Here is a 24,712-nt window from a genome sequence, read left to right on the forward strand (position 1 = left end):
ACGGTTAAACCTCAGCACGTCCTCGCATGATGTCTTCGACGAGCAGTTGATCGATGGGCTGAGGATGATGGACCTCGTATCCTTGCACATACAATAACTCATCTAACGTTTGAATGTGTTGCAGCTGTGACGGTGTTTCGACTTCCTGAATCACGAGCGCGATGTTCAACGTCGACGTCAAGGAGTGGACAGAGCGAATCATCGAGCGCTCCAACTGATTTTGAACGAGTCGACGTGTAAAAATCGGATCGAGTTTGACCGCTTGAACAGGTAAGCGTAACAACGAATTGAGCGACGCATAATGACTGCCGAAATGATCGACGGTCAGACGATAGCCTGCTTGGCGTAACTGTTCCAAGCGTTTGATGGCAAAACGACGACGTGTTTGCAGTACTTCCTCACGAATTTCAAGAATGAGACGCTCATTCGGGAAGTAAGACTCTTCTGTTAGTCGAATTAACTCGGAAAATAGTTGATCCGACTCGAACTGATTTGCCGATAGATTGACGGCGACGGAAATCTTACGACCAAACGTTTCTTCTAACCGGCGTTGATCCAAGATTGCCTGACAGATCGTAAATCGACCAATGTCCGGAAAAATCTCCATCTTCTCAGCAATCGGAATGAAATCCGTCGGACTGACGAAGCCAAGCACTGGGTGGTTCCAGCGCAAAAGTGCTTCAACCGCGACATAATGTTCTTGTTTCGCATCGACGATCCATTGGTAATAAAGTTCGAACTGCCCCCGTTCCAGTGCATGCGACAGCTCTGATTCAAGGACCGATGCAAACGGGTGCTGTTCCGCATGCCGGTTTGGATTGACGAACGAGGTCCGTCGTTTTCCGTCGTGTTTGACTTGTTGCATCAAAGCTTCCGCTGCATAAATCTGCGTCTGACGACTCGCCATGTCACCCGTCAAAAGACTGACACCAGACGATGCCGTCACGTGAATCGGTTCGTCCGCGACACCAACGATTGGTTGCTCGATCGCTTCCGTGACGATGCGGGCATAGTCTATTGCATGCTGTTCGAATTCTTGCTCTTGCTCAAGTTCTGCCAATACGACGAACTCATTACCATCCATCCGTCCGACGACATGATTCGGTAACGGTACATATTTTAGACGACTTGCAATTTCACGCAACACTTCATTCCCTATCCGGTAACCGTGCGTAGCATTGATCGCATGAAAACGGTCGAGGTTCAAGACCATCAAGAAAGCTGGATGAATCGTCACACTCGAAATTAAACGATTCATATAGCGTTCGTTATAGACATCTGTCAAAGCGTCTTTGATGACATACGTTTCAACGTTGATTGATTTACTAATGATGTCAGCGTAATGTTCCACAAGTGCAATATCCTGCTCCTTGAAGTCGAATGGTTGATCGTCGAAGGCACACAACGTCCCGATCTTCTCATTCTCAGCATTCTTGATTGCCACTCCCATGAAACTTCCGTTCCCCAGTGCTTTCGTGACCGGATGATTGACCGTCAATGGATCGTTGAGCAATTCACTGATTGAAACCTTTCCATCCGTTTCATCGACGACCAGCTTACAGAGAACGTGTTGGAAGACATGGGTCGAGCCTTCTTCGATCAACCGTCGCTCTTGATTGATCGCCTTGACGACAAAGTTGCTATATGAATCATTTAATGCAAAAAACAACGTGTTGACGCCAATCCGTTCACTCAGTTTTTCAAGAATCTCTTCGACGAGCGGATGCAATGCTTCATAACGAATGTGTGAATTATTCACCGTGTCTTCCTCCTTTCTCAGTCGATTGTCGGTCATGCGTCGAGCGGGAGTTGAATGATGAAGGTACTGCCCTCTCCTTCCGTTGATTGGACGGAAATCGCTCCACCATGATCAAGCACGATCATGCGACAAATCGCGAGTCCTAAGCCGGTTCCACCGATTTTACGTGTATCCGAGTTATCTGCTCGGTAAAACTTATCAAAGATATAAGGGAGGGCTTTCTCTGGTATACCGAGCCCTTCGTCCGAAATCTCAATCCGTAATTGATCCGACTGGTTTGACCCTTTGATCCGGATTGCGCCACCTTCAGGTGAATATTTAATCGCGTTCATGATCAAGTTCGTGAACAGCTGTTTCATCTTTTCACTGCTTGCTGAAATCGTATAGGTGCCTGGATCGAACTGGACACTGATGCGATGCGCGCGACTCGCGAGATCAAACATCGGTTTCATCTCGAACATCAATTGTTTCACATCAAGCGGTTCTTTTTGCGTCCCATGCGTCGAATCTTCTCCTTTTTGAATTTCCAAGATGTCATTGATCAATTCCGCCAAACGAACGGTTTCTGAATGAATCGTCTGCAAATATCGCTTTTGGCGCTTCGGATCCACTTCTCGTTTCATCAATAATTCCGTGAAGCCCATGATGGAAGAGAGCGGTGTCCGCAACTCGTGCGACACGATCGAGACGAATTCTGCCTGCTTGAGATCAAGTTCCTTATCTTTCGTCACGTCCCGTAAGACGAGCATCATGCCCCACTCGACGTTTGCGATCGCAATCCGCTCGGCGTAAGCACTGAGTAGCAAGTTCCCCCGAAACGCTGATAGTTCGATCGTTTCTCCCGGAATATCTCCATTCATCAGTTGACCGATGTAGTCATGGAGTGCGTCTGGCTGATCGACATGTTCAAACAGCGACGTCGCCCGTTCGTAGGCGTGGCGGAATCCTTGCGCTTGATTGACGAGCTTCGGTGGAAACATGTTCAACAAAGCTTGGTTCGCATAGATCTGTTCCCCACTACTCTCGATGTATAGGACAGCTTCCCGAATCGAGTCCAGTAGCTGATACGTCTTGATCTTTTCATGCTCCATCTGATGGAATAACAGATGGCGCTCAAGCGTCATTCCGAGTTTTCGTGATAGATCAAGTAAGTCCCCGACTTGCTCTAGATTGAACTGAGGAAAAGCATGACGAATATAAAGTAACCCGACGACTTGTCCATTACTTGGAGATTGGACGGGAATCGCCGATTCGAACTGATCGCCAATCGGTAATTGAACCGATTTACGCATGACGAACGCCCGACGTAAGACCGAATATTGATCAAGATCTTTTTCAATCAGCTCCATCTCGTCGATGCCTTGCGCGACGAAATGATTCAACTGTTCACGACGGTACAAGAGGATGGCACCTTCTTTTACATCGAGCAGTTGCAACAGGATCGTCAGGACGGTCTCACAGGCCGCTTCGACATTTTGCGTCGCTAACGCTTCCATGATTTCATTGCGTTGCTTCAATTTCAGTTCGACTTCTAGTAAATTCTGTTGTAATCGATTGATTTCACGTTGATCGAGTGATGTGAGTCGTGCCTCAGCTGATGCTGGAACCGTTCCTTGGCGCAATCGGTAAGGACGGTCCTTCGAGTGGTCGCGTAAGATTCGTTTCAACGTGTATCCTCCTTTCAAAATTCATTCCTGTTACAAATTATAGCATGGTCCCTATTTGATCGACAGTTCGAGTACTGTCTTCCTTATATGCTGCTTTGCAATAATGCACGAAATGCCTCTTCAAAGGCCCGGTCCGCATCGCGCGTCCGTTTTTTCGGTCCTTTCGTCCGTCCACCCGCTCGTCGGATTTGTTGTCCGACATGGCGTGTATGAAGCAATAGATCGATATTCTCGTTCGTAAACTGACGACCATTTTGGTCCATCGCGAAGCCTCCTCGCGCTAAGACGAGTGCTGCTAAACCGTAGTCTTGGGTCACGACGAGATCGCCACGTTTCATCCGATTGACGATCGCGTAATCGACGGCATCTGGTCCTTGTCCGACCGTGATCGTCGTCGCCCCCTCCCGCATCATCTGGTGTGCTGTATCACAAACTAAAAAGACGTCACGTCCCTGTCGGTGTCGAACGACGAGATCGACAACGGGACATCCGTCTGCATCTACGAAAATAGACATCTGAATCCTCCCTTGTTGTTTCCACTATCAGTGTCACAAACCAAAAGATTTCTTGTCAAGTCGCGTTTCCCATTTGACCGTTTCTTCGTTCTTTCGGACAATGGAAAAGAGAGGATGTGTTGAAATGAACGCTGCGACGTTCCAATCTTTTTACCTGTTATTGAAAAAAACGAAACCCCCGGTCGGATTATTATCCGCTGCCGTTTCCGTCTCCGTCATCCAAGCGCTGGCTGCACTCGCCATTCCTTGGTTCTTAAAGACGTTGATTGATGGTTTTACAGTCGATCGACTGACTCCGCAGCTGATCAGTTTGTTCGTGATTGTCTTCGTCGTCCAAGTCGTCGCGAACGCCTTGTCCATCTATTGGTTACAGATCGTCGGTCAACGAATCGTCGCTAATTTGCGGACGCTCTTATGGAAACACCTGTTGACCTTATCGATTCCGTTCTATGATGAGACGAAATCTGGTGAGCTCGTCTCTCGGCTCAATAGTGACGCTACGACACTCCAGCAATTGCTGTCGGAGCAACTCGTCCGCCTGCTGACATCGCTCGTCTCGATCATCGGAGCAATCACGATCCTGTTCTTCCTCGACTGGCAGATGACACTCGTCATGGTCATCGCTGTACCCGTGACGTTACTAATCATCATTCCACTCGTGCGGAAGCTTCATAAGATATCCCGTGAGACTCAGAAGGAACTCGCAGGATTATCCGGTTTTTTTGCCGAGATGCTCGGCGAAGTCCGACTCGTCAAATCGCAAGCGACAGAACCCTATGAGTTGGACCGTGGGAAAACTCGCATTGAGAATCTTTATGGCTATGGCGTCAAGGAAGGACGAATTCAAGCCCTCTTGTTGCCAATATTCAACGTCACCTTAACGACGATGTTGATCTTGATCATTGGCTTTGGTGCCTACCGCGTCGCGACGAACCAGATTACGGCGGGTGAACTCGTCGCCTTCTCACTCTATTTGTTCCAAATCATGACGCCACTCGTGACGATGACTGAATTCATCACGAAGTTACAGAAGGCTCGCGGGGCGACAGAGCGAATCATCGAGCTTCTCGATGAGACACCGGAAGCACCTGGAGCGCTTGTTGCGCCGCATCCGTTTACGGATGTCACGGTCGATCACCTGTCATTCGGATACAATGAGACGCCCATCCTCCAGGATGTCAGCTTTACGTTACCACGCGGCAAGACGACAGCGATCGTTGGTCCGAGTGGATCCGGGAAGACGACATTATTCGCGATACTTGAGCGATTCTATCAACCGACGTCCGGTCAGATCCGACTCGGAGATCAATCTATCGCTGATTTGACGTTATCGTCTTGGCGCCAAGCGATCGGTTATGTTGCGCAAGACTCACCTGTTTTATCGGGAACGATCCGTGACAATCTCATCTACGGTCTTGCAGAAGACGTCAGTGAAGACAAAATCCGTGAGGCTGCACGAATGGCGAATGCCGATACGTTCATTGAACGTTTTCCGGAGGGGTATGCAACTGAAATCGGAGAACGGGGTGTCAAGTTGTCCGGTGGTCAACGCCAACGGATCGCGATCGCACGTGCACTCCTCCGAGATCCGGAAATTCTATTACTGGATGAAGCCACGTCAAGCCTCGACTCCGAGTCCGAGCGGGTCGTTCAGGAAGCACTCGAGCGATTGATGGTCGGACGGACGACGTTCGTCATCGCCCATCGTCTCGCGACGGTCCGTCATGCCGATCAAATCATCGTCCTTGAAGATGGTCGGATTTCCGGCATCGGGACACATGATCGTCTTGTCGTCGACAATCCATTGTATAATAAGCTCGTAACGCAACAATTCATCGGCACGGAACGTGCAAGGGGGAATCACGTATGAAGACAGTCGGTTTCATCGGATTAGGTGTCATGGGACAAGGCATGGTCCGCAATCTGCGCAAGGCAGGTTTTACAGTCAAAGGATATAATCGCACGAAAGAAAAAGGAATTGTCCTTGAAGCAGATGGTGTCGAGATCGTCGATACGATTCAAGACGTCGTCACGGATGTCGACGTCGTCATCTCGATCGTCGGTTATCCGCAAGACGTTGAGCAGATCTACTTTGAAGACGGAATCCTCGATCATGCGGCACCAGGAACGATTCTGATTGACATGACGACATCCAGTCCGGCTCTTGCAGAACGAATCGCGAAGGAAGCGGCAGCACGCGGTCTTCAGGCACTTGACGCACCTGTCACAGGCGGTGACCTCGGCGCGAAGAACGGAACACTCGCCATTCTCGTCGGTGGGGAAGAAGCGGCTTTCGCACAAGCGAAGCCCTTATTCGAAGCGATGGGAAAATCGATTTCACTCTTCGGTGGTCCTGGTAAAGGACAATCGGCGAAACTCGCGAACCAAATCGCGATTGCCGGCTCGATGATCGGAACAGCGGAGATGCTGTTGTTCGTCACGCGGTCCGGGATTGACCCGACGCAATTCATCGAGACGATCAAATCTGGTTCTGCCGGTAGCTGGAGTCTTGAGAACTTGATTCCGCGCGTCATCGCTGAAAACTACTCACCTGGTTTCTTCGTCAAACACTTCATAAAGGATATGCGCCTTGCCCTTGAGCGAGGAGCTGAGATGGGCATCGCGACACCTGGTCTCGCACTGACGAAGGATTTATATGAACAACTTGCTGAGCTGGGTCACGCCGATTCCGGTACACAAGCGCTTTATCTGTTGCTCGCCGAACGTTCACGCGCTTCGGTAGAATAAGCAAAAGCCTGTACGCTACGTCTACTGACGTAATGTACAGGCTTTTTTCGTTCATCCCTCGACGGATGATTGACGTGTTGGTTTCAAGCGTTCATAGAAGTGTGCCATCGTCGTATCGAAATATGGCGTCAAGAAGATGACACCCACAGTACTAAGTAGTGCGAGGATACCCCAGCCGATGAAACTCAAGTAAAGCATGATCAATTCACGCTTATGCCCTTTCATCATCCGACGGCTCTCGCCAAGTACTTGCCAAAACGACAATTCTGGTCGGTCGACCAAAATGTACGGGACGAGGCGATACGCTAGATAAAAGTACAATGCCGGTAAAATCAAAAATGATCCGACATACACCAATACCGTCACGATTGCATACGCAGCAATCGTCCGGAAAGCACGTCGAAACGAAGAAAACCCTTCGAATAACGTTCCGATACCGGCAGACTCCCCGCGTGTGAAGCGTAAGTAAGCAATCGTTCGTCCAACCGTCACCGGAGCAAGCACGATCGTTACGACCATGTTCAGTCCGATGAAACGGACCATGCTGTCGATGTCATCTTGGTCAAAGGACATCCGGCTTGCTGCAAGCGCAAAGATAAGGAAGTAGATGATCGAGATGCTTAGCCCGACCAACCAACGTCCTTTTAGTGTACCAAGGGCGTCTTGTTTTAATTGTTTAGGGTTCATGTCGTACTCCTTCATTTCCACTATTTCCATCTTTGATTCTAGCGTAGTCCCGTTGAAAAACCTAGTTATCCCGCTCTGCTTTTCAAACGCGTCACGGAATCGTCGAAAATCCGTCACGAACACATACAAAAAAATCCATTTCTCTCATCTCATAAGATTTGAAAAATGGATTCGTGCGGTATAGGATTAGCGCAGAAGTCGCGTCAATGCCTCAACACGTTCTTTTTGAATGATACCGTCTTGTAAGACAGCGGAACCCACATGTAGTTCCGATGCCTTCGTCGCCTCAAGAAGTGCTTCCGCATTCTCAAGCGTAATCCCGGAACCTGGTAAGATAATCAAGTCCGGATGGTCCTCGATCAAGCGAGCGATTGTCTCTTTTCCTTCTAACGCCGTCGCTTGACCACCCGACGTCAAGATCCGGTCGACTTCTGGAAAATCAGCGAGCACTTCTGCCGCTTCGAGAATATCGCGACTACTGTCGATTGCTCGGTGGAACGTCAATGACAGTTCCCCTTTATGTTTGATGATGCGACCAAGGAAGCCTTCGTCGACGCGACCGTCTGCGGTCAATGAGCCGACGACGATCCCGGCAGCACCGAGTTCTCGGATCAAGTCGATATCCGTGATGATCGTTTCTTCGTCTGATTTCGAATAGACGAACGACTTACTATGTGGTCGAACGAGGACGTGAACTGGAATCTCGACCGTCGAGACGACTTGACGAATCAGTCCATAGCTCGGCGTCAACCCACCTTCGGATAATGCGGAAACGAGCTCGATTCGGTCCGCTCCGGCTTGTTCTGCTGCGACCGCTTCTTCTACGGTCGATGCGATGATTTCTAACATGATACATCCCTCCCGCATCAGTGTATCATGAGACGACCATCCAGTTCACGCGTTCGTTGAACAGTTTCATCTCCCACGATGGTGGATAGGAGGCTGGACTGAGGACGATCTTCGCACGTCGGAACTCTGCCACCTTATATTTACGATTGCCCTGGAATTCATCATTCGCCAAAAAGGCATAAACGTCTTTCGTACAACTGATGACGGCTTTTTGAATCAGCGAGGATTCAATATCATCGCTGACAAAGCCACGCTCGATTTCGGCACCGTCAAACGATAGAAAACAGGCATCAAAAGCGTAGGCATCGAGCGCCTGCAAGACTTCGACTCCGACCGTCTGCCCATAGGCATCGACCGTCCCACCAAGTAACCGAATTTCACCTTTGAACGGTCCCGTCTTGCGGCACTGCTCCAAGTGACTAGCGACCACTAGTGAGTTCGTGACGATCGTCGCGTTCCCCGTTAAATACGGCAACAGATGCTCGACCGGCTCGCCTCGACCAAGAAAGATACAGGAATAATCGCTGAGCCATCCTTTCGCATAACGCGCTAAACGGCGAGACAACTGATCCGTCCGACGCGAGATCGGTGTTTCTCGTTTTCCTCCTTGATAGATGGCACCGCCATAGACGCGCTTCAACTGCCGTTCCCGTTCGAGCTCCTCTAAGTAGCGTCGTACCGTTTCTCCCGAGACATCGAGACGTTCGATCAAATCCTTCGTCATGACTTTCCCTTCCTCTTCCAGCCATTCCATGATGCGTGATTTCCGCTCTTCTCCTAACAACGACACGTGCGCTTCCCCCTTCACAGACAAGTTCTAGTTCTAGTGTATCGAACATCTGTAAAGGTCTTGTAAATCCGATGTAAATAAACGTGTAGTTCCTATGAAATGTCGTTGAATTCGTCCGTTATCCGACTTTTTCCACAAACAAAAGACGCATCCGCATCTCAATGAACGAGATGTAGATGCGTCTTAATGACTCATTCAGACGGTTTCTTTGCAAAGAGTGGAATCTTAGACTCTGTTCCTTGGCGAATCCGTTGGATGTTCTCACGGTGCTTGAAGATGACGAACAAGGCAAGAACCGTAAAGAACGTCGGAACGATCCAGTCGTTCGTCAAGACTCCAATCGTGATGGAAACAACGATTCCAACACTTGCCGCCACGATTGAACTAAGCGACACCATCCGGCTCAGACGGAGTGTCGTCAAAAAGGAGACGAGCAGGAAGATGAACAGAACAGGGCTCGTCACGAGCAACATCCCTCCGGACGTCGCAACTGCCTTTCCGCCTTTGAACTTCGCGAAGATCGGATAGATATGACCGATGACAGCTGCTAGTCCAGCAAACAACGGATGTATGTCTGCTCCCATCAAAATGGGAACGAGGCTTGCGACGGCTCCTTTTCCGAAATCACCGATCAAGACGATGATTCCCGCCTTTTTTCCCAAGACACGGAACGTATTCGTCGTTCCGAGATTCCCGCTACCATGTTGGCGAATATCCATCCCGTGTCCCCACTTCCCGACGAGAAGTGCGAACGGTATCGAACCAAGCAGATAGCCAAGAACTAAAATCCCTATGATTTCAATCATAGTCAACCTCCAACCTCTTAGTGACCGACTTTCATATATTCCTCAAGAGTCTGTCCGTTATTTTTAATTTGTGTCGCGGCATCGACACCGACATAACGAATGTGCCATGGCTCATACGTATAGCCTGTCCGTGATTGGAAGCCACGATCGTAGCGCACGATGAAACCATATTTAGCTGCGTTATTCGCAATCCATTTTCCTTCTTTCGTATCACCAAGGGCAGCCGTCAACCCGTTACCAACGCTTGGTGCCGAAATATCAAAAGCAAGACCTGTTTGGTGTTCACTGTTACCAGGGCGCGCTGAATATTGATCAGCAGCTGCCTTGCCATCACGTGCGACATAATTATTATACAATACTTTTTGACGTTCGCCTGAACGGAATCCACTAACTGCGTTCAATGTCACGCCTTCTTTTTTAGCAGCGGCAAACATCTTCTCCATCTGTTTCGCAGCTGGCGCCCGCATGTAGCTCTGCTCAAGTACACCTGAGTATGAGAAGCTGACGTCTGGGACGACGAGATCCGATGGTTTGTAGTCGATTGGCAAGCTGTATTTCTTATTGACGACGACGAGATTACCAAGTGATAGATCTGCTTTGGCATCTGCTGATTTATCGACGTCTGGTGTCTCATCTTCTGGTTTCGACGGTTTCTCTTGTTCTGGATCCTGAGATGAACTATCCGGTTTATCCGTCGATTCGTCTTTTTTGTCCTCTGTTTTGTTCTCTGAAGCTGGTGTATCGTCTTTTTGTTCTTCTTCTTTTTTCGTCTCATCTGAAGATTCTTGATCTTCTTGCGTTGCCGCATCAGACGAATTGTCTTCTTGTTTTGCTTCTTCTGACGTATCGTCTTTTGCTGTTTCGTCTGTTTTGTTTGTTTCTTCTTTGTTCGTGTCTTTTGCTGTGTCTTCTTTTTTCGTTTCGTCGTTTGATTGTTTTGTCTCATCTGATTTCTGTTCCGTTTTCGTTGTATCATCCGCTTGTTGATCCCCAGGATTACATCCTGCAAGGAGAAGCGCTAACGTACTGACGGTTACGATTTTTTTCATGAGTAAGACCCCTCTTCTTTTTATGCTTCTCTATGTTACCGCTAATCGTTCCATCCGTCGAGTCTACTTCCGACAGATGGAGTAAGTCCCTACCTTACTTCAGCTTCTTTATTTTCGCAAATGATCCTGACTTTGTCATCGGTCGTTAGTACCAAGTGCTAATTTTTACTGTTCAGACTGAAAAAAAGAAAAAAAGCGGAATCGATTCAAAAATCGATCCCGCTTTTGATGTATCTCTTCACGCTTCCGTTAAGAGTGCTGCGTCCGTCTCGCTCATCTTCTCATAAATTTCGTGCCAGTTCGGGAACACCTTCGGCAAGCGAATCGGTCGGAAGTTTTCCTTCTTGACGACGACATGTGTCGTCTTCGCAGATACCGCAAGCTTCCCGTCCGGATGTTTGACCGTATAGCCATAAATCGTCCGTAGTCCATCGTAATGATCAATCCAGACTGTGACGACCGCTGTATCACCGTACGTCAACGAGCGTTTGTAATCGAGATTGACATTCGTGACCGGGGAGACATACCCCGCATCTTCCATTTCCTTATAGTCAAGACCTAAGGACTGGATCAATTCCGTCCGTGCGAGTTCCAAATAGACGAGATAATTCGAATGATAGACGATGCCCATCATGTCCGTCTCGGCGTAGCGGACAGGTATTTCAATCGTGTGCATGTAGCTTCCCCCTTAAAAATCCTCTTTTTCAAGATAGGACCATTCTGAACCGGATAAGCTAACTTTGTCAATTAATCGCATCGACTGCTTCGCGATCGCCTGTTCGACGATCGTGATCGCCGCCCGTGCGTTTCCGTTTGGAACGACATCAATCTTCTCGGTAAGCGTCAATCGTGCGTCCTCCGTCAGCTCGTATCCGAACCGCGCTGCGTATCCTTCAATGATTTGAATCAACTCGTCTGGCGAGTAATTCGGGAAGTGGAATGACCGTTTGAAGCGTGATTTCAATCCTGGGTTACTCGCAAGCAAAGCGTTCATCTGTTGCTCGTAACCCGCAAGGACGACGACGAGATTATCTTGATGTTTCGTCATCTCATCCACGAGCGTATCAATCGCTTCCTTCCCGAAGTCGTTCGCTCCACCGTTTAACGCATACGCTTCATCGATGAATAAGACACCACCCAGCGCATCGCGAATTGCGTCTCGCGTCTTTTGCGCCGTTTGTCCGACGTAACCAGAGACAAGATCCGCCCGGCTGACGACTTTCAAGTGTCCCCGTTTTAAATAACCGCATTGTCGTAAGACATCGGCATAGAGCTGCGCGACGGTCGTCTTTCCGGTTCCGCTATTGCCGCTAAAGACCGCATGTAGTTCGACCGGTAAGACTTTATAACCAGCTTCCCGGCGACGTTTTTGCATCGACAACAGAGCTTCAATCTGTTTGAGTTCATCTTTAAGATCAGACAATCCGACGAGCGAAGCGATCCGCTCCTCAACGGTTGCATCCGGTTCTTGCACCATCTCGAAGTCTTCTTGTTCAAGTAAGGCAAAGTCTTCGTGACTGGCACTCTCTCCAAGGCTTGATCCCTTCTTGAAGATCGCATCAAGCACGATATTACGGACGGCGCGTCCATTTCCGAAACTGGCGTCAACCCGTTCTCGTTCCAGACGACCGAGCAACGCCCGCTCTGCTTGTTCCGTCAAGACGTAATCGTTCGCAGTCGCGATCGACCGTCCGATGGCGAGCAGCTCCTGATCCGTATAGTCGGCGAGTAGATAATGATTTGATTCCGGGAAACGGCTCCGGAGTCCAGGATTCGCCTTCAGGAAATCACGCATCTCTTCTGGGTATCCAGCAAGCACGACCGCAAATCGCCCTGCATATTCCCCACTCGTCATCGCTGCGACGAGCGTATCAATCGCGGCCTGACCATAATCGTTCCCACTTTGTCCGGCACGTTTTAAGGCATAGGCTTCATCGATGAAGAGCACCCCTCCGACGGATTCGCGGACTTTACTCATGACCTGTTCTTCCGTCTGACCGACGAACGCACCGACGAGTGACGAACGATCCGTCTCGACGACTTCCGGTCGTTCGAGAAGTCCGAGCTCGTGATAGATCTTTGCCATCAGACGGGCAAGGGTTGTTTTCCCGGTTCCGGGATTACCCATGAAGATCATGTGTAGCGATGGTTGATCGCTTGAACGGTAGCCATCTTCCGATCGCTTCTGTTGATACTTCAAGAAGCGATACATATGATGGACCCGTTGTTTGATGTCTTCGAGACCAATCATCGCGTCAAGTTCCTCGAGTGCTGAGCGTTCGACTTGTTTGCTTTCGACGGGGAGCAAAGCGACGACACGTTTGAGATCCTGGATCGTCGTCGCTTTCAGTTCCGTCATCTCGCGAAACGCTTCCCGGGAATAGAAACGCTCTTGCAAGCTATCGACGAATGTCTGCGCTGTCTGTTCAAGCGTGGCACTCGAACGCAGTAATGCCGTTCCAGCTTCGAACAGTTCCGTCCAGCGTCCGGCATCCAACCGACGCAGTCGTTCCGTCAGTTCGACGATTTGTTCCGTCTCCTCGACGATTTGACTTGCTTGGAGAATCAGTTCTTTCGTCGCTGATCGTTTGGCGTTCGCATTGTCCGTCTCGCGAATCGTCGGAAACGTATGCGCGACAAGGCGCTGATACGTACTTTGTAATTGTTGTTCCGTCAACAATTGCTCAAGACGAGCTGGCAATCGACCATGCTGACGGATTTCTTGCATCCAACTCTCAGCTAAGGCATCCAGTCGTCCCGTCATGATATAGCGATGTTCGACGAGTAACGCCAAGATGCGGACGAGTGCTTCCGTTTCTCCAAGCAACCGGCTACTTTGAGCATACCGTAAGGCGAGCACCTCCTCGACCTTCGCGCCCTCTTCCCACGCTTTGATTTGATTGAACATCTCCTCTTTCGAGAATGCTTCCATGTTGAACCTCCTGCGTCTCGAAAAAACCGACTTTGTCCGCTACCGTTTCGTAGCGTCATCGCCGGTCGTTTCTTGTTTATTTTGCTTTTAACCAATCCGGATCGAACGTATCGATCGTTTCAAAACTCTTCATCTTGACAGAGTAGAACAATTTACCGTTATTGCGTGACTCCGCACCGAGTACTTTCGAACGGTCGGAAGCGACATAATATGTTGCTTGTTCTTGGTTATTTTCTTTATCGAAAATCGATGGATATTGTTTGATCCATTCTTCTGGTACCGTGCTGGACGGTTCTTTTTTCACATACACGTCCGCTGCCATTCCGGCGATGTCCGCTTCTCCCTCGACTTGTCCAAAGTCACCTTTGTTGATGAAAGCGAGGATCTGTTCGTTGAAGCCACGTGAGAGGAATGGGCGCGGCGCACTGACACTCTTGCCCGCTTTCGTCTCATTGACTAACTTCCCTGTCGCATCATACTCACGGAACATCGTCCCGTTCCAGATCGCAAGCGATCCTTTTGACGGACCATCTACGACTTCTGTCCGAAAATGACCTTTGTCATTAAAGACGACTTCATACGTGCGTGATTCAAGTTCATCTTTTTTCGTCGCGAGCTTCTTCTCAACATATTGGATGCGTGTCATCGTATAAAACGGTTTGACCGTCGCGGCTTTTTCATCGCTTGCGGTCTGCGTCTTGTTCAAGAGATAAAAATTGTAGGCAAGGAGGATCGCCATTGCCACGATTGCTACTGCAATCCACGTGCTCGTTCGTTTCGTCATGCCATGTACACCTTCCTAGCTCAAGTCTCTATTCCTTATCATCGTATCGGTTTTATAAGGAGAATACAAAGGGTTTGTCCGAGATTTCACGATTTCTGACTAAATTCGTCAGACTTTTGAACAAATCAGAAAAACGGTCAGGACGACAAAAAAGGCGAACCAAATGAATTCGGTCCACCCTTGATTACGTTTATGCTTCCTTCGGCGTCAGCGAGACGATCATCGACTCATCGACCAAGTAATAGCTATGATGCGGCATTTCACGCAAATAGCCATCCTGAAACAACATCGCACAGTCGACTTGGAACGTTTTGCTATACGGTTTCAACGGGAGTTTCTTCACCCGATCAAAATAGCGATCAACGGCAACTTGGACATGATCCATCTCATAGACGAGTTCCCGGTCTTTTGCCTCCATGATGGTGAATGTCTCACGCGACATGTAAAACACTTGTGTCGAACGAACCTTTAAATACGGCTCCAACTGCTTTAAGTCGATGCGTTGCTCATTATCTAGCAGCACTGTACGATTCGTCCCTTTCGGTAGTTCGGATTCAAAGGCATGCGTCGCTTGTTTGACTTCATCAAGCGTCACGTCACGCATCGGCAACGGCTGGTCGTCCTCCTTCGGTTGAAACCACTTCTTGAATCGGTTCACCTTTTTCCTCCTCTCGTCAAAAAAAGGTGGGGTTTCCCCCACCTTTGATTAGACAACTTATGCTTGTTGGAGACGCTCACGAAGGACCATTGGAAGGATCCCGCCGTGACGGTAGTAATCGATGTCGACTTCTGAATCGAAACGAGCAATCGCTTCGAATTCAGTGACTTTTCCATCTGCCGCTGTCGCTGTGACTTTAACGATGTCACGTGGACGAACAGACTCATCAATTGCGATGCTGATCGCTTCTTCACCTGTTAAACCAAGTGTTTCAGCTGTCGTGCCTGCCACGTATTGTAGTGGAAGAACACCCATCATGACGAGGTTTGAACGGTGAATCCGCTCGAAGCTTTCCGCGATGACGGCTTTGACGCCGAGCAAGTTCGTTCCTTTTGCTGCCCAGTCACGTGAAGAACCCATACCATAGTCTTTACCAGCAAGGATGACGAGACCCGTGCCATCTTCTTTGTACTTCATCGCAGCATCGTACATCGCCATCGTTTCGCCTGTTGGCCAGTACGTCGTGAAGCCACCTTCTGTACCTGGTGCGACTTGGTTACGGATGCGGATGTTCGCGAACGTTCCGCGCATCATGATTTCGTGGTTACCACGACGTGAACCGTATGAGTTGAAGTCTTTTGGTGCAACCCCTTTGTTGACGAGGTATTGACCGGCTGGTGTCGTTTTCGAGAATGAACCAGCTGGTGAGATGTGGTCCGTCGTGACCGAATCAGCGAACTTACCGAAGACACGGAGTCCGTTGAGTGCTTCGACTTGACCAGCTTCCTTCGCCAAGTTCTCGAAGAACGGTGGGTTTTGGATGTACGTCGACTCACCGTCGAAGTCGTACTGATCCCCTGTTGGCACGTCAAGATTGTTCCAACGTTCGTTTCCTGTGAAGACTGAATCGTATTCTGCACGGAAGCTTTCTGGTGTGACGACCGTATTGATGATCGTTTGGATCTCATCACGTGATGGCCAGATGTCAGCGAAGAAGACTTCTTGTCCGTCTTTGCCTGTTCCGAGTGACGCGTTCATGATATCGACGTCGACTGTTCCTGCAAGGGCATACGCGACGACGAGTGGCGGTGAAGCCAAGTAGTTCGCTTTGACGAGCGGGTGGACACGACCTTCGAAGTTACGGTTACCGGAGAGGACAGACGAAACGAGTAAGTCTGAACCGAGGATCGCGTCTTCGACAGCGCGGTCGAGTGGACCGGAGTTCCCGATACATGTCGTACAGCCGTAACCGACCGTGTTGAAGCCGAGTTCATCAAGGTACGTTTGGAGTCCTGATTTCTCGAGGTAATCCGTAACGACCTTCGATCCTGGCGCAAGTGATGTCTTGACGTATTTTGGAACCGAAAGACCGAGTTCGATCGCTTTTTTCGCGACGAGTCCCGCACCGATCATGACGTATGGGTTTGATGTGTTCGTACAGCTCGTGATCGCAGCGATTGCCACGTCACCCGTACGCATTTCAACTGCTTCGTCTTCGAACTGAACGACAGCGACTTTGTTCGCTTCTTCTTCGGCTAAGCCGAATCCAGCGTTTCCTTGTGGAGCCGTCAACGCTTTTTTGAATGATGTATGAACATCCGTCAAATCGATCCGGTCTTGTGGACGTTTTGGTCCAGCAAGGGCAGGAACGATCGTCGAAAGATCGAGTTCGACTGTTTTCGTGAATGTTGGATCTTCGTTTTGTGGCGTGTAGAACAAACCGTTTGCTTTCGAGTAGTTCTCGACTTTTTCGATCAATTCTTCATCGCGACCTGTCAGACGAAGGTACGTCAATGTTTCTGTGTCGACTGGGAAGAATCCACATGTTGCACCATATTCTGGCGCCATGTTCGCGATTGTTGCCCGGTCAGATAATGACATCAAGTGGAGTGATGGACCGAAGAACTCGACGAATTTACCGACGACGTTCTCTTGACGGAGCATTTCCGTTACACGAAGGGCAACGTCTGTTGCTGTCGTTCCTGGGTGCATCTCACCTGTAATGCGTACACCGATGACTTCTGGTACTGGGAAGAACGATGGCTGTCCGAGCATGCCCGCTTCCGCTTCGATCCCACCGACTCCCCAACCGAGGACGCCAAGACCGTTGATCATCGTCGTGTGTGAGTCCGTTCCGACGAGTGTATCCGGGTACACATCAACTGTACCGTCTGCTGTTTCCTTTTCAAGGACGACAGATGCCAAGTACTCGAGGTTAACTTGGTGGACGATCCCTGTTGCTGGTGGTACGGCACGGTAGTTATCGAATGCCGATGTCGCCCAGCGAAGTAATTTGTAACGCTCTTCGTTACGTTCGAATTCGAGATCCATGTTTTCTGCAAGTGCTCCAGCAAAACCGTAAGCATCGACTTGAACCGAGTGGTCAACGACGAGGTCGACTGGTACTTCTGGGTTGATGACCGATGGGTCTCCACCGAGATCTTGCATGGCTTTACGAAGTGACGCGAGGTCAACGACCGTTGGAACACCTGTGAAATCCTGAAGGATAACGCGTGACGGTTTGAACGGAACATCGACATCGTTCGAAACTTGAGCTGTTCCCCATTTCGCCAAGTTCTCGACGTGTTCACGTGTGATCGAACGACCATCTTGTTGACGAAGTACTGACTCGAGTAGGACACGAATCGAGTATGGAAGACGTTTGACTTCCGTCAATCCGAGTTCTTCCAATTTTTCAAGACTATAGTACTGATAATTCTTACCGTTTGCTTCAAACGAACGGCGTGCGCCAAAGACATCTTGCGACACATCTGTTTGCTTCATGGTGATTCCCCCTTTAAGTGTTCACGACATCAAGCCCCTGATACCGCTTACTTGTACAGTTCTATCATAGTATAATATGGATTCCGTTACAATTTGAAAGAACAAAAGACTTTCGATAAGTTTTACTTATTGCCGATATTAGAAAATTATTCTGTTGTCCTGTTTTTCTCATATTTCCAGTCTCGCGTTTCCATTTAGAATGTTCAGGGTACTTAAAAAGTGTAGTACGATATCCGATTCTTGTGGAGGCGTTTATTATGGCGAAATATAAAAGCGATGCAACGCACGTCATTACGACAATCATTTTCAGTGATTTAGAAAAAGCAAAAACAGGCTTTGCGATGATTAAGGATCTCGAGGCAATCAAGGAAATCGAGATGGATCAGATGGTTCTCGCAAAACGTGACGAAGCAGAGGGCTTCTCTTTCATCGATGCCATCGACTTCACGCAACAGGACCAATCCTTCAAAGGCTCATTGATCGGCATGGCAATCGGTGTCGTCGGTGGCCCGTTCGGTATGCTCGTCGGCTCCGTTGCTGGTTACTTGATCGGTGCGAACCGGGATGAGAAGAACGAGCGGGAATCGTTTGATTTATTCAACCGGACGCTGAATCAGATCAATCCTGACCATTACGGTGTCATCTTGATCAGTGAAGTCAACGAAGATTCAGAAGCCGTCAATGCGATCGCCGCTGAACTCGGAGCGACGATTCGCCGGACAGGTGAGACATTACCGGATGGTGCAGTCTAATCAAATCAGAGTTGTCTTCTTTACGTTCTCGTTTTAGGCGGGAACGTTTTTTAATTCCTGGATCACCTGTTTTGCTGCTTCCTGTGTCGTGTCAGAATCTACTTTGTTTAATGAATTTTGTTGTACGGATATGAGGATGTTTTTGTAGCTAATGATAATGAGCTCGCCGTAACCACCGTTTGATTGATACTGAACCAGATCATTGCCTATGTATCGATCCGTATACGCAAAATGAATCGCTAACTGCGTATCTTGTTTCTGGTTTTCAAAATAAAGTGTCTCCTGTGTCGACGGTGTGTCAATCGTTCCGTCAACCGTTAACCAACGTCTCTTACCAAAACTCAATGATTGGTCGACAGCCGTGAAGTCTGCACCGATCGTACTTCCCTTCAACTGAAACTGATCCATCTTCAAGTGTTCATTCATATGCTTGAACAGCTTTTCATACTGAACTGGATTTAAGATGGGGTGTTTCGTCTGATTCGTCTTCTGATTCGTATGCGTAGTAGTTTTGACTTCTACTTTTTTCTGTTCCGTCATAACCGCCTCATCCGTGCATCCAGCGATTAAAAACACACTTGAAAACAGAATCAGCATAGTCCCCTTATAGTTCATAGAACATCCTCCCCCATTGTTGATACCCTTCCATCATTTCGCCTTAAAGTTGTACAGCGGTTTAATGATCTCGACGACATCGACCGTTTCTTTCGTGTTACGGATGATTTCGTCCATCGGTTTATAGACGAACGGCGACTCGTCACGTGTCGATGCGACGACTGAACTTGACCAGACATCGGTCATCGTCTTTTCGAACGCATCCAGTTCCACTGTTTTGAATGCTTTTGACCGCGACATGATACGACCTGCTCCATGTGGCGCGGAATAGTTCCAATCGGGATTGCCTTTTCCGACGACGATTAAGGAGCCGTCACGCATGTTCATCGGAATGATTGCCCGCTCGCCGGCTTTTGCAGAGATGGCACCTTTTCTTAGAATCATTGCGTCAAGATCGATATAGTTGTGGATCGTATCGAATTGATCCGCTACCGTCCATCCCATCGCCTCGAAAATGACCTCGGTCATCGCCTGACGGTTCAATGCTGCGTATCGTTGGGCAATCTTAAGATCATGGAGGTAACGCTCCATCGCTTCGCCGGAAACAGATGCTAAATCTTTGTTAAACGTAGACCGTTTTTCCTTCAATTGCTGTAAGGTGGCTTGAATCTCCGACTCGCGCCCTTGTTGCTTCAATTCGGCGATGACTCGGTCCGCGTCAAATTGGAAGCGTGCCGTTTCCGCTTCTGCTTGATAATGTTCGGCAATCGTCTTCCCAAGATTGCGACTACCAGAATGAATGACGAGATAGCGCTGTCCTGCTGCATCCTGGTTCAGTTCGATGAAATGATTCCCTCCACCAAGCGTACCGATTGATAATCGTGCCCGTGTCTCGTTAAACGGTGCAAGCACTTGATCAAACGGTACCTGTTCGGACAATGGATGAGCTTGCTGACGTACCGACATGCCACTTGGAACAAGACGCTGAATCGTCGCGTCAAGTTTCGCATAATCGATTGGTTCTTGTTCAGCAAGTCGTGTACATAACATGCCGCAACCGATATCGACACCGACGAGGTTCGGTACGACCTCGTCCGTCACATGCATCGTCGTTCCGATGACAGATCCTTTTCCAGCATGACAATCCGGCATGATCCGGACGCGACTGTCTGTCGCAAATTGTTCCTCTAACATAGCTGTGACTTGCTTAATCGTCAGGTCGTCGACGTTATCCGTGAAAATCTTTGCTTCCCCATACGTGCCTTGAATTGTTTTCATACGATCGTTCCTTTCTTTCCTATCCATTTAATTATTCTGCTGTTTCTTTCATGATTTCAATGAATTGTTTTGTCAGTGTCGTCGGTCCCGTCTCTGTCAACCAGACGAAGGCTGTCGTACTCGCGGCACCGGATAGGTATGTCTGGTGCAGCCCTGTCATATCCAGTTCCCGCAACGTACTCTCCGGCAAAACGGTCACCGCCTGTCCACTGCGTACGAGTCCAATCAGCGTCAAGACATCGGAACACGTCTCTTGCGATACGACACCGAGCCGTTGACTTAACGTCTGAAAGACACCGAGTCCTTCCTGACTCGGAATGATGAGATCCGCAGTCGGATGATCGGGGTGCCAGACTTGATGAAACGGTTCTTCTTCCATCCATTCAATCGAAATCCCTTGCGCATCAATCGGCAGACGGACGAACGCCGCATCAAGCGACCGCTCTTTCAACCGTTCGATGAGCGCACTCGATTCTCCTTGGTGAACTTGTAAGATGATGCCGGGATGTCGTCGTTTCATCTGCTCGATCCAGTCGACAAGCCGACTAGCTGATAACGTGTTGACACCAATCCGCAAAATCCCTGTTCGCCCGGCTTCGATGTCGCTCACTTCCATCCGTGTCTCCTGCTCGAACTGCAGCAACGAAACCGCTCGTTCATATAAGCGGTTGCCGCTCGATGTAATCCGGATCCCGCGTCCTGCCCGCTCAATCAGACGAACGCCTAGCTCTTCTTCCATCCGCCGGATTTGCTGCGTCAATGCAGGTTGTGCCATCCGTAAGCGCTCCGCTGCTCGCGTGACGGATTGTTCCTCGACGACCGCACAAAAATAGCGGTACTGGCGTAAATCCATATTCATCATCTCTTTCATATGTTTTCATGTATAAAGATATATGAATCATAACATCAATCATATGCTATGATGCAGGAATATCTGAAGTTTAAGAAAGGAGCTTTTTCATGAAACAAACGACTTCTACCTTCCAGTGGATCGTCTTTTTACTCGCGAACACGATCGCCTTACCAATCGTCGTCGCCAGTCTGTTCGACCTCTCTTCAGTCGAGACAGCTGCCCTTGTCCAACGGTCGTTCTTTGTAGGCGGGATTGCCTGTTTCCTACACGGAGCCTTCGGCCACCGGCTTCCGATCGTATCGGGACCTGCCGGATCATGGGTCAGCATCTTCGTCGTCATCGCCGCACTACCAGTCGATTCAAAAACAGCATTTACGATCGCGATGGCAGCCGTCGTCATTGCCGGCGTCGTTCTCATCATCCTCGGTTTGACAGGATGGACGAAATACTTATTACCCGTCTTCACACCGCTCGTCAGCGGAACGTTTTTGCTCTTATTATGTATTCAATTAACAGGCGTCATGCTCGGTGCCGTTCTTGCCGTCGAGGCAACACGTCTCGCCGGAATCATCACGTTCTTGCTCGTACTCGGACTCAGCCAATTCGGACCGAGTCGCTTACGCCCGTTTGCCTTGATGATCGGAATCATCGTCGGTTGGCTCGTCAGCCGTCCGTCGCTTCCTGCGTCGTCTAGTTTGTTCGCACCACCACAAGCGTTACCGTTCGGATGGCCGCAGTTTGACGGCAGTGCATTCCTTGTCGCGATTCCGTTCGCGATCTTGCTTGTCGTCAATTTGATTGCCGCTTTAAGCGCCGTCGAAGCGACGCTTCAAAAACAAGGACGTCTGCACCAAGGGTTATCCATCGAAGGCGTCATTCATTTACTCGCTGCTACATTCTCGACGCTGGTGCCGGTGCCGTTACCGATCACGAGCGGGTTCATCGCGCAAACGGGAAGCCGAAAACGTCGCCCGTTCTTGATTGCCTCACTCGTCATCGCGTTGATCGGTTTCTTCCCAAGTTTGATCGGGATCATCGCGACATTACCGCGTAGCGTTGCGAGTGCCGCGTTGCTTGCGACATTGCCGCACATGTTCCTGATTGCCTGGCAGTCTGCTGAAAGTAACATGGAGAATAGCCGTCGCCGCCATGCGTTTGCGATCAGTGCTGTCATCGGCATCAGTATCTTGTTGCAATCAACCGTCATCGCGGAAGTCCTGCCTTTGACGCTTCGTCCGTTCCTCAGTAACGGATTACTCGTCGGAACGATGCTTGTGCTCGGTTTCGAAATCATCGAAAAAGTGCGTTCTCGTCGCGCAAAACAAGCGGATCGATTGGCGAGCTAAATTGTATTGTACGACCGGACGATGTCATCATCCTCGCTTTCCTGTAAGAGTCAAGGATGAACATCTCGTCTGTTTATTCACCTAAAAAAGTAGCCTTTTCGATGTGATTCGAAAAGGCTACTTTTTTCTCATTTCATTCAATTAAAATCAAAAAGCTATCTTACTCAACGCACTTCCCGCCACCATTTTCGTGTCGTACTCTCGGGTGTCACACTTTCCCCGATCATTGGTGTCAGAACCGGAATCTCATCGTGTTTCGCTTCCTTGAGCAACCGTTCGACCGGCTCGAACCATGCATGAAACGCGAGGATGAAGGCAGACCAGTGAATTGGCATCAGGACGCGACCTTTGACGTCACGATGTGCTTGAACCGTTTGTTCCGGTAACATGTGCGAATTGGACCACCGGACATCATACTGCCCACATTCCATCATAGTCAGGTCAAACGGACCATATTGTTCGCCGATTGCTTTAAAGTGTGGACCATATCCACTATCGCCACTAAAGAAGACCTTTTGCGAGCCTTCGATGACCCATGACGCCCATAGCGTTGAAAATTGATCAAGACCATTTCGCCCTGAATAATGGCGCGAAGGAGCCGCTGTCAGTTTGATGCCACCGACTTGCGTCGATTCATGCCAGTCGAGTTCCGTGATTCGCTCAGCCGAGACACCCCATCCACGGAGACGACTACCGACCCCGAGTGGCACGATGAAGCGACCGACTCGATTTTTCAAGGCGAGGACGGATGGATAATCGAGATGATCATAATGATCATGCGAATAGACGACGACATCAATCAACGGTAGACGTTCGAGATCAACCTTCTGCGTCGTTTGAAAACGTCCTCCGCCCAGTTTCGGGAACGGTGATGGTGCGCGCCCGAGCATCGGGTCAAAGAAAATCGTTTGCCCATCGAGTTCGAGTAAAAATGCCGAATGTCCGAACCATGTGACACGTGGTGCTTCATCGTCTTGTCGCCGCTGATACGGAAGCGTCGGTAACGCTTTGACAGGACGCAGATTCGGAATGTTTCGTCCGTAATCCTTTAAAATGCTTTTCATCGAGTCCCATTCCATCTTCAACTGGAAATCCATCTCATTTTTGAACTTCCCGTCGACAAAACGATCTGATCGTTCGAAACTCCGCCGCTCTGCACGGCTTGGTCGTTTCCCGAACACCGGGTATCGGTTGATGAACCAAGCACTTGCAAGACCAATTCCTGCTAAAGCTGTCACTATTTTTTTCATGTCATATCACCTCTTCGATGCTCTCAGTATAGCACCTCGATTCCCCACACATCTCGCTTTGCGACTCCGGATGCGAGAAAAAAAGTGAAGTCCACCGCAAGCGGCGCCTTCACTTCTAGGTATTAGTCGAGATCGTCTGCTTTCCACTTCGCCCGGTCGCTCTTCTCACCGTCCCCGCGGTGATTGGATTCATAGGCGTTGTTCCCTGGATTTTCGACCTTGTTATCATCGTGCCGATGGTCATGATCATGATCGTGGTCATGGTGATGATGGTGCTCATGGTCATGGTCGTGATCTCGATTCTTGACGAACAATGCAAGACCGCCACGCTCGACTTCTGCGTAATGCCGTTCTGCCTCATCGTCCGAATGTCCGACACGTTTTAATGTCTCGCGGAGCGGTGGTTCTTTAGAAAATTTTGATTTGACCTGATCAATCCAACTCGCACCCGATGCTTCGTCTGCCGCGTCATCTCGACCGACGACAGAAAAATCCGAATCATGATGCCCCTGTTGTTTCAATTCCTCGATTTTTCGTTCCAGACTCGATTGATCCTGATAGATTCCAACAAACCGTTTCGCCATCACATGACACCTTCCTTTTTCATATGAATTCAAACTCGCTCTGTTTTTACCCTTGTTCGCTTGCCA

Annotated in this window: 22 protein-coding genes; 4 read left to right on the forward strand and 18 right to left on the reverse strand. The window is 49.3% G+C overall.

What is annotated here, in order from left to right; genetic code table 11:
- Positions 1-4: 4 nt before the first annotated feature.
- From KNQ18_RS08990 to KNQ18_RS09000, 3 genes are all read right to left on the reverse strand, one after another.
- Complete coding sequence (locus tag KNQ18_RS08990) at positions 5-1,759, reverse strand: EAL domain-containing protein (protein ID WP_231681778.1); 1,755 nt, start codon at positions 1,757-1,759, stop codon at positions 5-7.
- A 32-nt stretch (positions 1,760-1,791) separates the two neighbouring features.
- Entirely contained in the window at positions 1,792-3,426 is a 1,635-nt protein-coding gene (locus KNQ18_RS08995) for an ATP-binding protein (RefSeq protein ID WP_251133333.1), read from the reverse strand.
- Positions 3,427-3,509: 83 nt separating this feature from the next.
- Positions 3,510-3,941 carry a YaiI/YqxD family protein gene (locus KNQ18_RS09000; RefSeq protein ID WP_050678315.1) on the reverse strand — a complete coding sequence of 144 codons (432 nt, stop codon included), beginning with the start codon at positions 3,939-3,941 and terminating at the stop codon, positions 3,510-3,512.
- Between the two features lie 124 nt (positions 3,942-4,065).
- On the opposite strand from KNQ18_RS09000, the gene KNQ18_RS09005 reads away from it, so the two are divergent.
- Together KNQ18_RS09005 and KNQ18_RS09010 are read left to right on the forward strand one after the other, a co-directional pair.
- The gene (locus KNQ18_RS09005) at positions 4,066-5,811 is read left to right on the forward strand and encodes an ABC transporter ATP-binding protein (protein WP_215084596.1); all 1,746 of its coding nucleotides are present in this window, start codon (positions 4,066-4,068) and stop codon (positions 5,809-5,811) included.
- Positions 5,808-6,689, forward strand: a complete 882-nt coding sequence (locus KNQ18_RS09010) for an NAD(P)-dependent oxidoreductase (protein ID WP_214769249.1) — start codon at positions 5,808-5,810, stop codon at positions 6,687-6,689. The genes KNQ18_RS09005 and KNQ18_RS09010 overlap by 4 nt, the downstream gene beginning before the upstream one ends.
- Before the next feature lie 51 nt (positions 6,690-6,740).
- Here the strand turns inward: KNQ18_RS09010 and KNQ18_RS09015 are convergent, their stop codons facing one another.
- The 10 genes from KNQ18_RS09015 to acnA form a co-directional block, all read right to left on the reverse strand.
- The gene (locus tag KNQ18_RS09015) at positions 6,741-7,376 is read right to left on the reverse strand and encodes a DUF975 family protein (RefSeq protein ID WP_050678317.1); all 636 of its coding nucleotides are present in this window, start codon (positions 7,374-7,376) and stop codon (positions 6,741-6,743) included.
- A 186-nt stretch (positions 7,377-7,562) separates the two neighbouring features.
- Positions 7,563-8,225, reverse strand: coding sequence for a copper homeostasis protein CutC (locus tag KNQ18_RS09020; protein ID WP_050678318.1), 663 nt, complete (start codon positions 8,223-8,225; stop codon positions 7,563-7,565).
- Between the two features lie 25 nt (positions 8,226-8,250).
- Positions 8,251-9,015, reverse strand: coding sequence for a DeoR/GlpR family DNA-binding transcription regulator (locus KNQ18_RS09025; RefSeq protein ID WP_047391234.1), 765 nt, complete (start codon positions 9,013-9,015; stop codon positions 8,251-8,253).
- A gap of 191 nt (positions 9,016-9,206) precedes the next feature.
- The gene (plsY, locus tag KNQ18_RS09030; RefSeq protein ID WP_029341281.1) at positions 9,207-9,821 is read right to left on the reverse strand and encodes a glycerol-3-phosphate 1-O-acyltransferase PlsY; all 615 of its coding nucleotides are present in this window, start codon (positions 9,819-9,821) and stop codon (positions 9,207-9,209) included.
- Between the two features lie 17 nt (positions 9,822-9,838).
- Positions 9,839-10,870 carry a M15 family metallopeptidase gene (locus KNQ18_RS09035; protein WP_149427060.1) on the reverse strand — a complete coding sequence of 344 codons (1,032 nt, stop codon included), beginning with the start codon at positions 10,868-10,870 and terminating at the stop codon, positions 9,839-9,841.
- 238 nt (positions 10,871-11,108) lie between these two features.
- A complete protein-coding gene (locus tag KNQ18_RS09040) occupies positions 11,109-11,546 on the reverse strand; it encodes an acyl-CoA thioesterase (RefSeq protein ID WP_023467801.1) in 438 nt (145 codons plus the stop codon).
- A gap of 12 nt (positions 11,547-11,558) precedes the next feature.
- A complete protein-coding gene (locus tag KNQ18_RS09045; protein WP_215084598.1) occupies positions 11,559-13,802 on the reverse strand; it encodes an AAA family ATPase in 2,244 nt (747 codons plus the stop codon).
- 76 nt (positions 13,803-13,878) lie between these two features.
- Entirely contained in the window at positions 13,879-14,586 is a 708-nt protein-coding gene (locus tag KNQ18_RS09050) for a hypothetical protein (protein ID WP_029341277.1), read from the reverse strand.
- A 190-nt stretch (positions 14,587-14,776) separates the two neighbouring features.
- Positions 14,777-15,244 (reverse strand): DUF3939 domain-containing protein, encoded by a 468-nt coding sequence (locus KNQ18_RS09055; protein WP_133208052.1) that lies wholly within the window; start codon positions 15,242-15,244, stop codon positions 14,777-14,779.
- 57 nt (positions 15,245-15,301) lie between these two features.
- Positions 15,302-18,028, reverse strand: coding sequence for an aconitate hydratase AcnA (gene acnA / locus KNQ18_RS09060; protein ID WP_023467797.1), 2,727 nt, complete (start codon positions 18,026-18,028; stop codon positions 15,302-15,304).
- A 257-nt stretch (positions 18,029-18,285) separates the two neighbouring features.
- Here acnA and KNQ18_RS09065 point away from each other — a divergent pair, with 257 nt between their 5' ends.
- Positions 18,286-18,780: a hypothetical protein gene (locus KNQ18_RS09065; RefSeq protein ID WP_050678322.1), complete on the forward strand. Its 495-nt coding sequence runs from the start codon at positions 18,286-18,288 to the stop codon at positions 18,778-18,780.
- A 33-nt stretch (positions 18,781-18,813) separates the two neighbouring features.
- On the opposite strand, the gene KNQ18_RS09070 is transcribed toward KNQ18_RS09065, so the two are convergent.
- From KNQ18_RS09070 to KNQ18_RS09080, 3 genes are read right to left on the reverse strand one after another with little or no spacing between them, the layout of a single operon-like run.
- Positions 18,814-19,395, reverse strand: coding sequence for a hypothetical protein (locus KNQ18_RS09070; protein WP_149427059.1), 582 nt, complete (start codon positions 19,393-19,395; stop codon positions 18,814-18,816).
- 33 nt (positions 19,396-19,428) lie between these two features.
- The gene (locus KNQ18_RS09075; protein ID WP_149427058.1) at positions 19,429-20,613 is read right to left on the reverse strand and encodes an RtcB family protein; all 1,185 of its coding nucleotides are present in this window, start codon (positions 20,611-20,613) and stop codon (positions 19,429-19,431) included.
- A 31-nt stretch (positions 20,614-20,644) separates the two neighbouring features.
- Complete coding sequence (locus tag KNQ18_RS09080) at positions 20,645-21,466, reverse strand: LysR family transcriptional regulator (RefSeq protein WP_149427057.1); 822 nt, start codon at positions 21,464-21,466, stop codon at positions 20,645-20,647.
- Between the two features lie 107 nt (positions 21,467-21,573).
- Between KNQ18_RS09080 and KNQ18_RS09085 the strand changes: the two genes are divergently transcribed.
- The gene (locus KNQ18_RS09085) at positions 21,574-22,812 is read left to right on the forward strand and encodes a purine/pyrimidine permease (RefSeq protein ID WP_149427056.1); all 1,239 of its coding nucleotides are present in this window, start codon (positions 21,574-21,576) and stop codon (positions 22,810-22,812) included.
- A 164-nt stretch (positions 22,813-22,976) separates the two neighbouring features.
- Here the strand turns inward: KNQ18_RS09085 and KNQ18_RS09090 are convergent, their stop codons facing one another.
- Together KNQ18_RS09090 and KNQ18_RS09095 are read right to left on the reverse strand one after the other, a co-directional pair.
- Positions 22,977-24,062, reverse strand: a complete 1,086-nt coding sequence (locus tag KNQ18_RS09090) for an MBL fold metallo-hydrolase (protein ID WP_215084600.1) — start codon at positions 24,060-24,062, stop codon at positions 22,977-22,979.
- Between the two features lie 122 nt (positions 24,063-24,184).
- Positions 24,185-24,646 carry a YflT domain-containing protein gene (locus tag KNQ18_RS09095; RefSeq protein ID WP_215084602.1) on the reverse strand — a complete coding sequence of 154 codons (462 nt, stop codon included), beginning with the start codon at positions 24,644-24,646 and terminating at the stop codon, positions 24,185-24,187.
- Between the last annotated feature and the right edge of the window lie 66 nt (positions 24,647-24,712).

This window comes from Exiguobacterium sp. s78 (assembly GCF_018618985.1).
In the GTDB taxonomy this organism is placed as follows: Bacteria; Bacillota; Bacilli; order Exiguobacteriales; family Exiguobacteriaceae; genus Exiguobacterium_A; species Exiguobacterium_A abrahamii.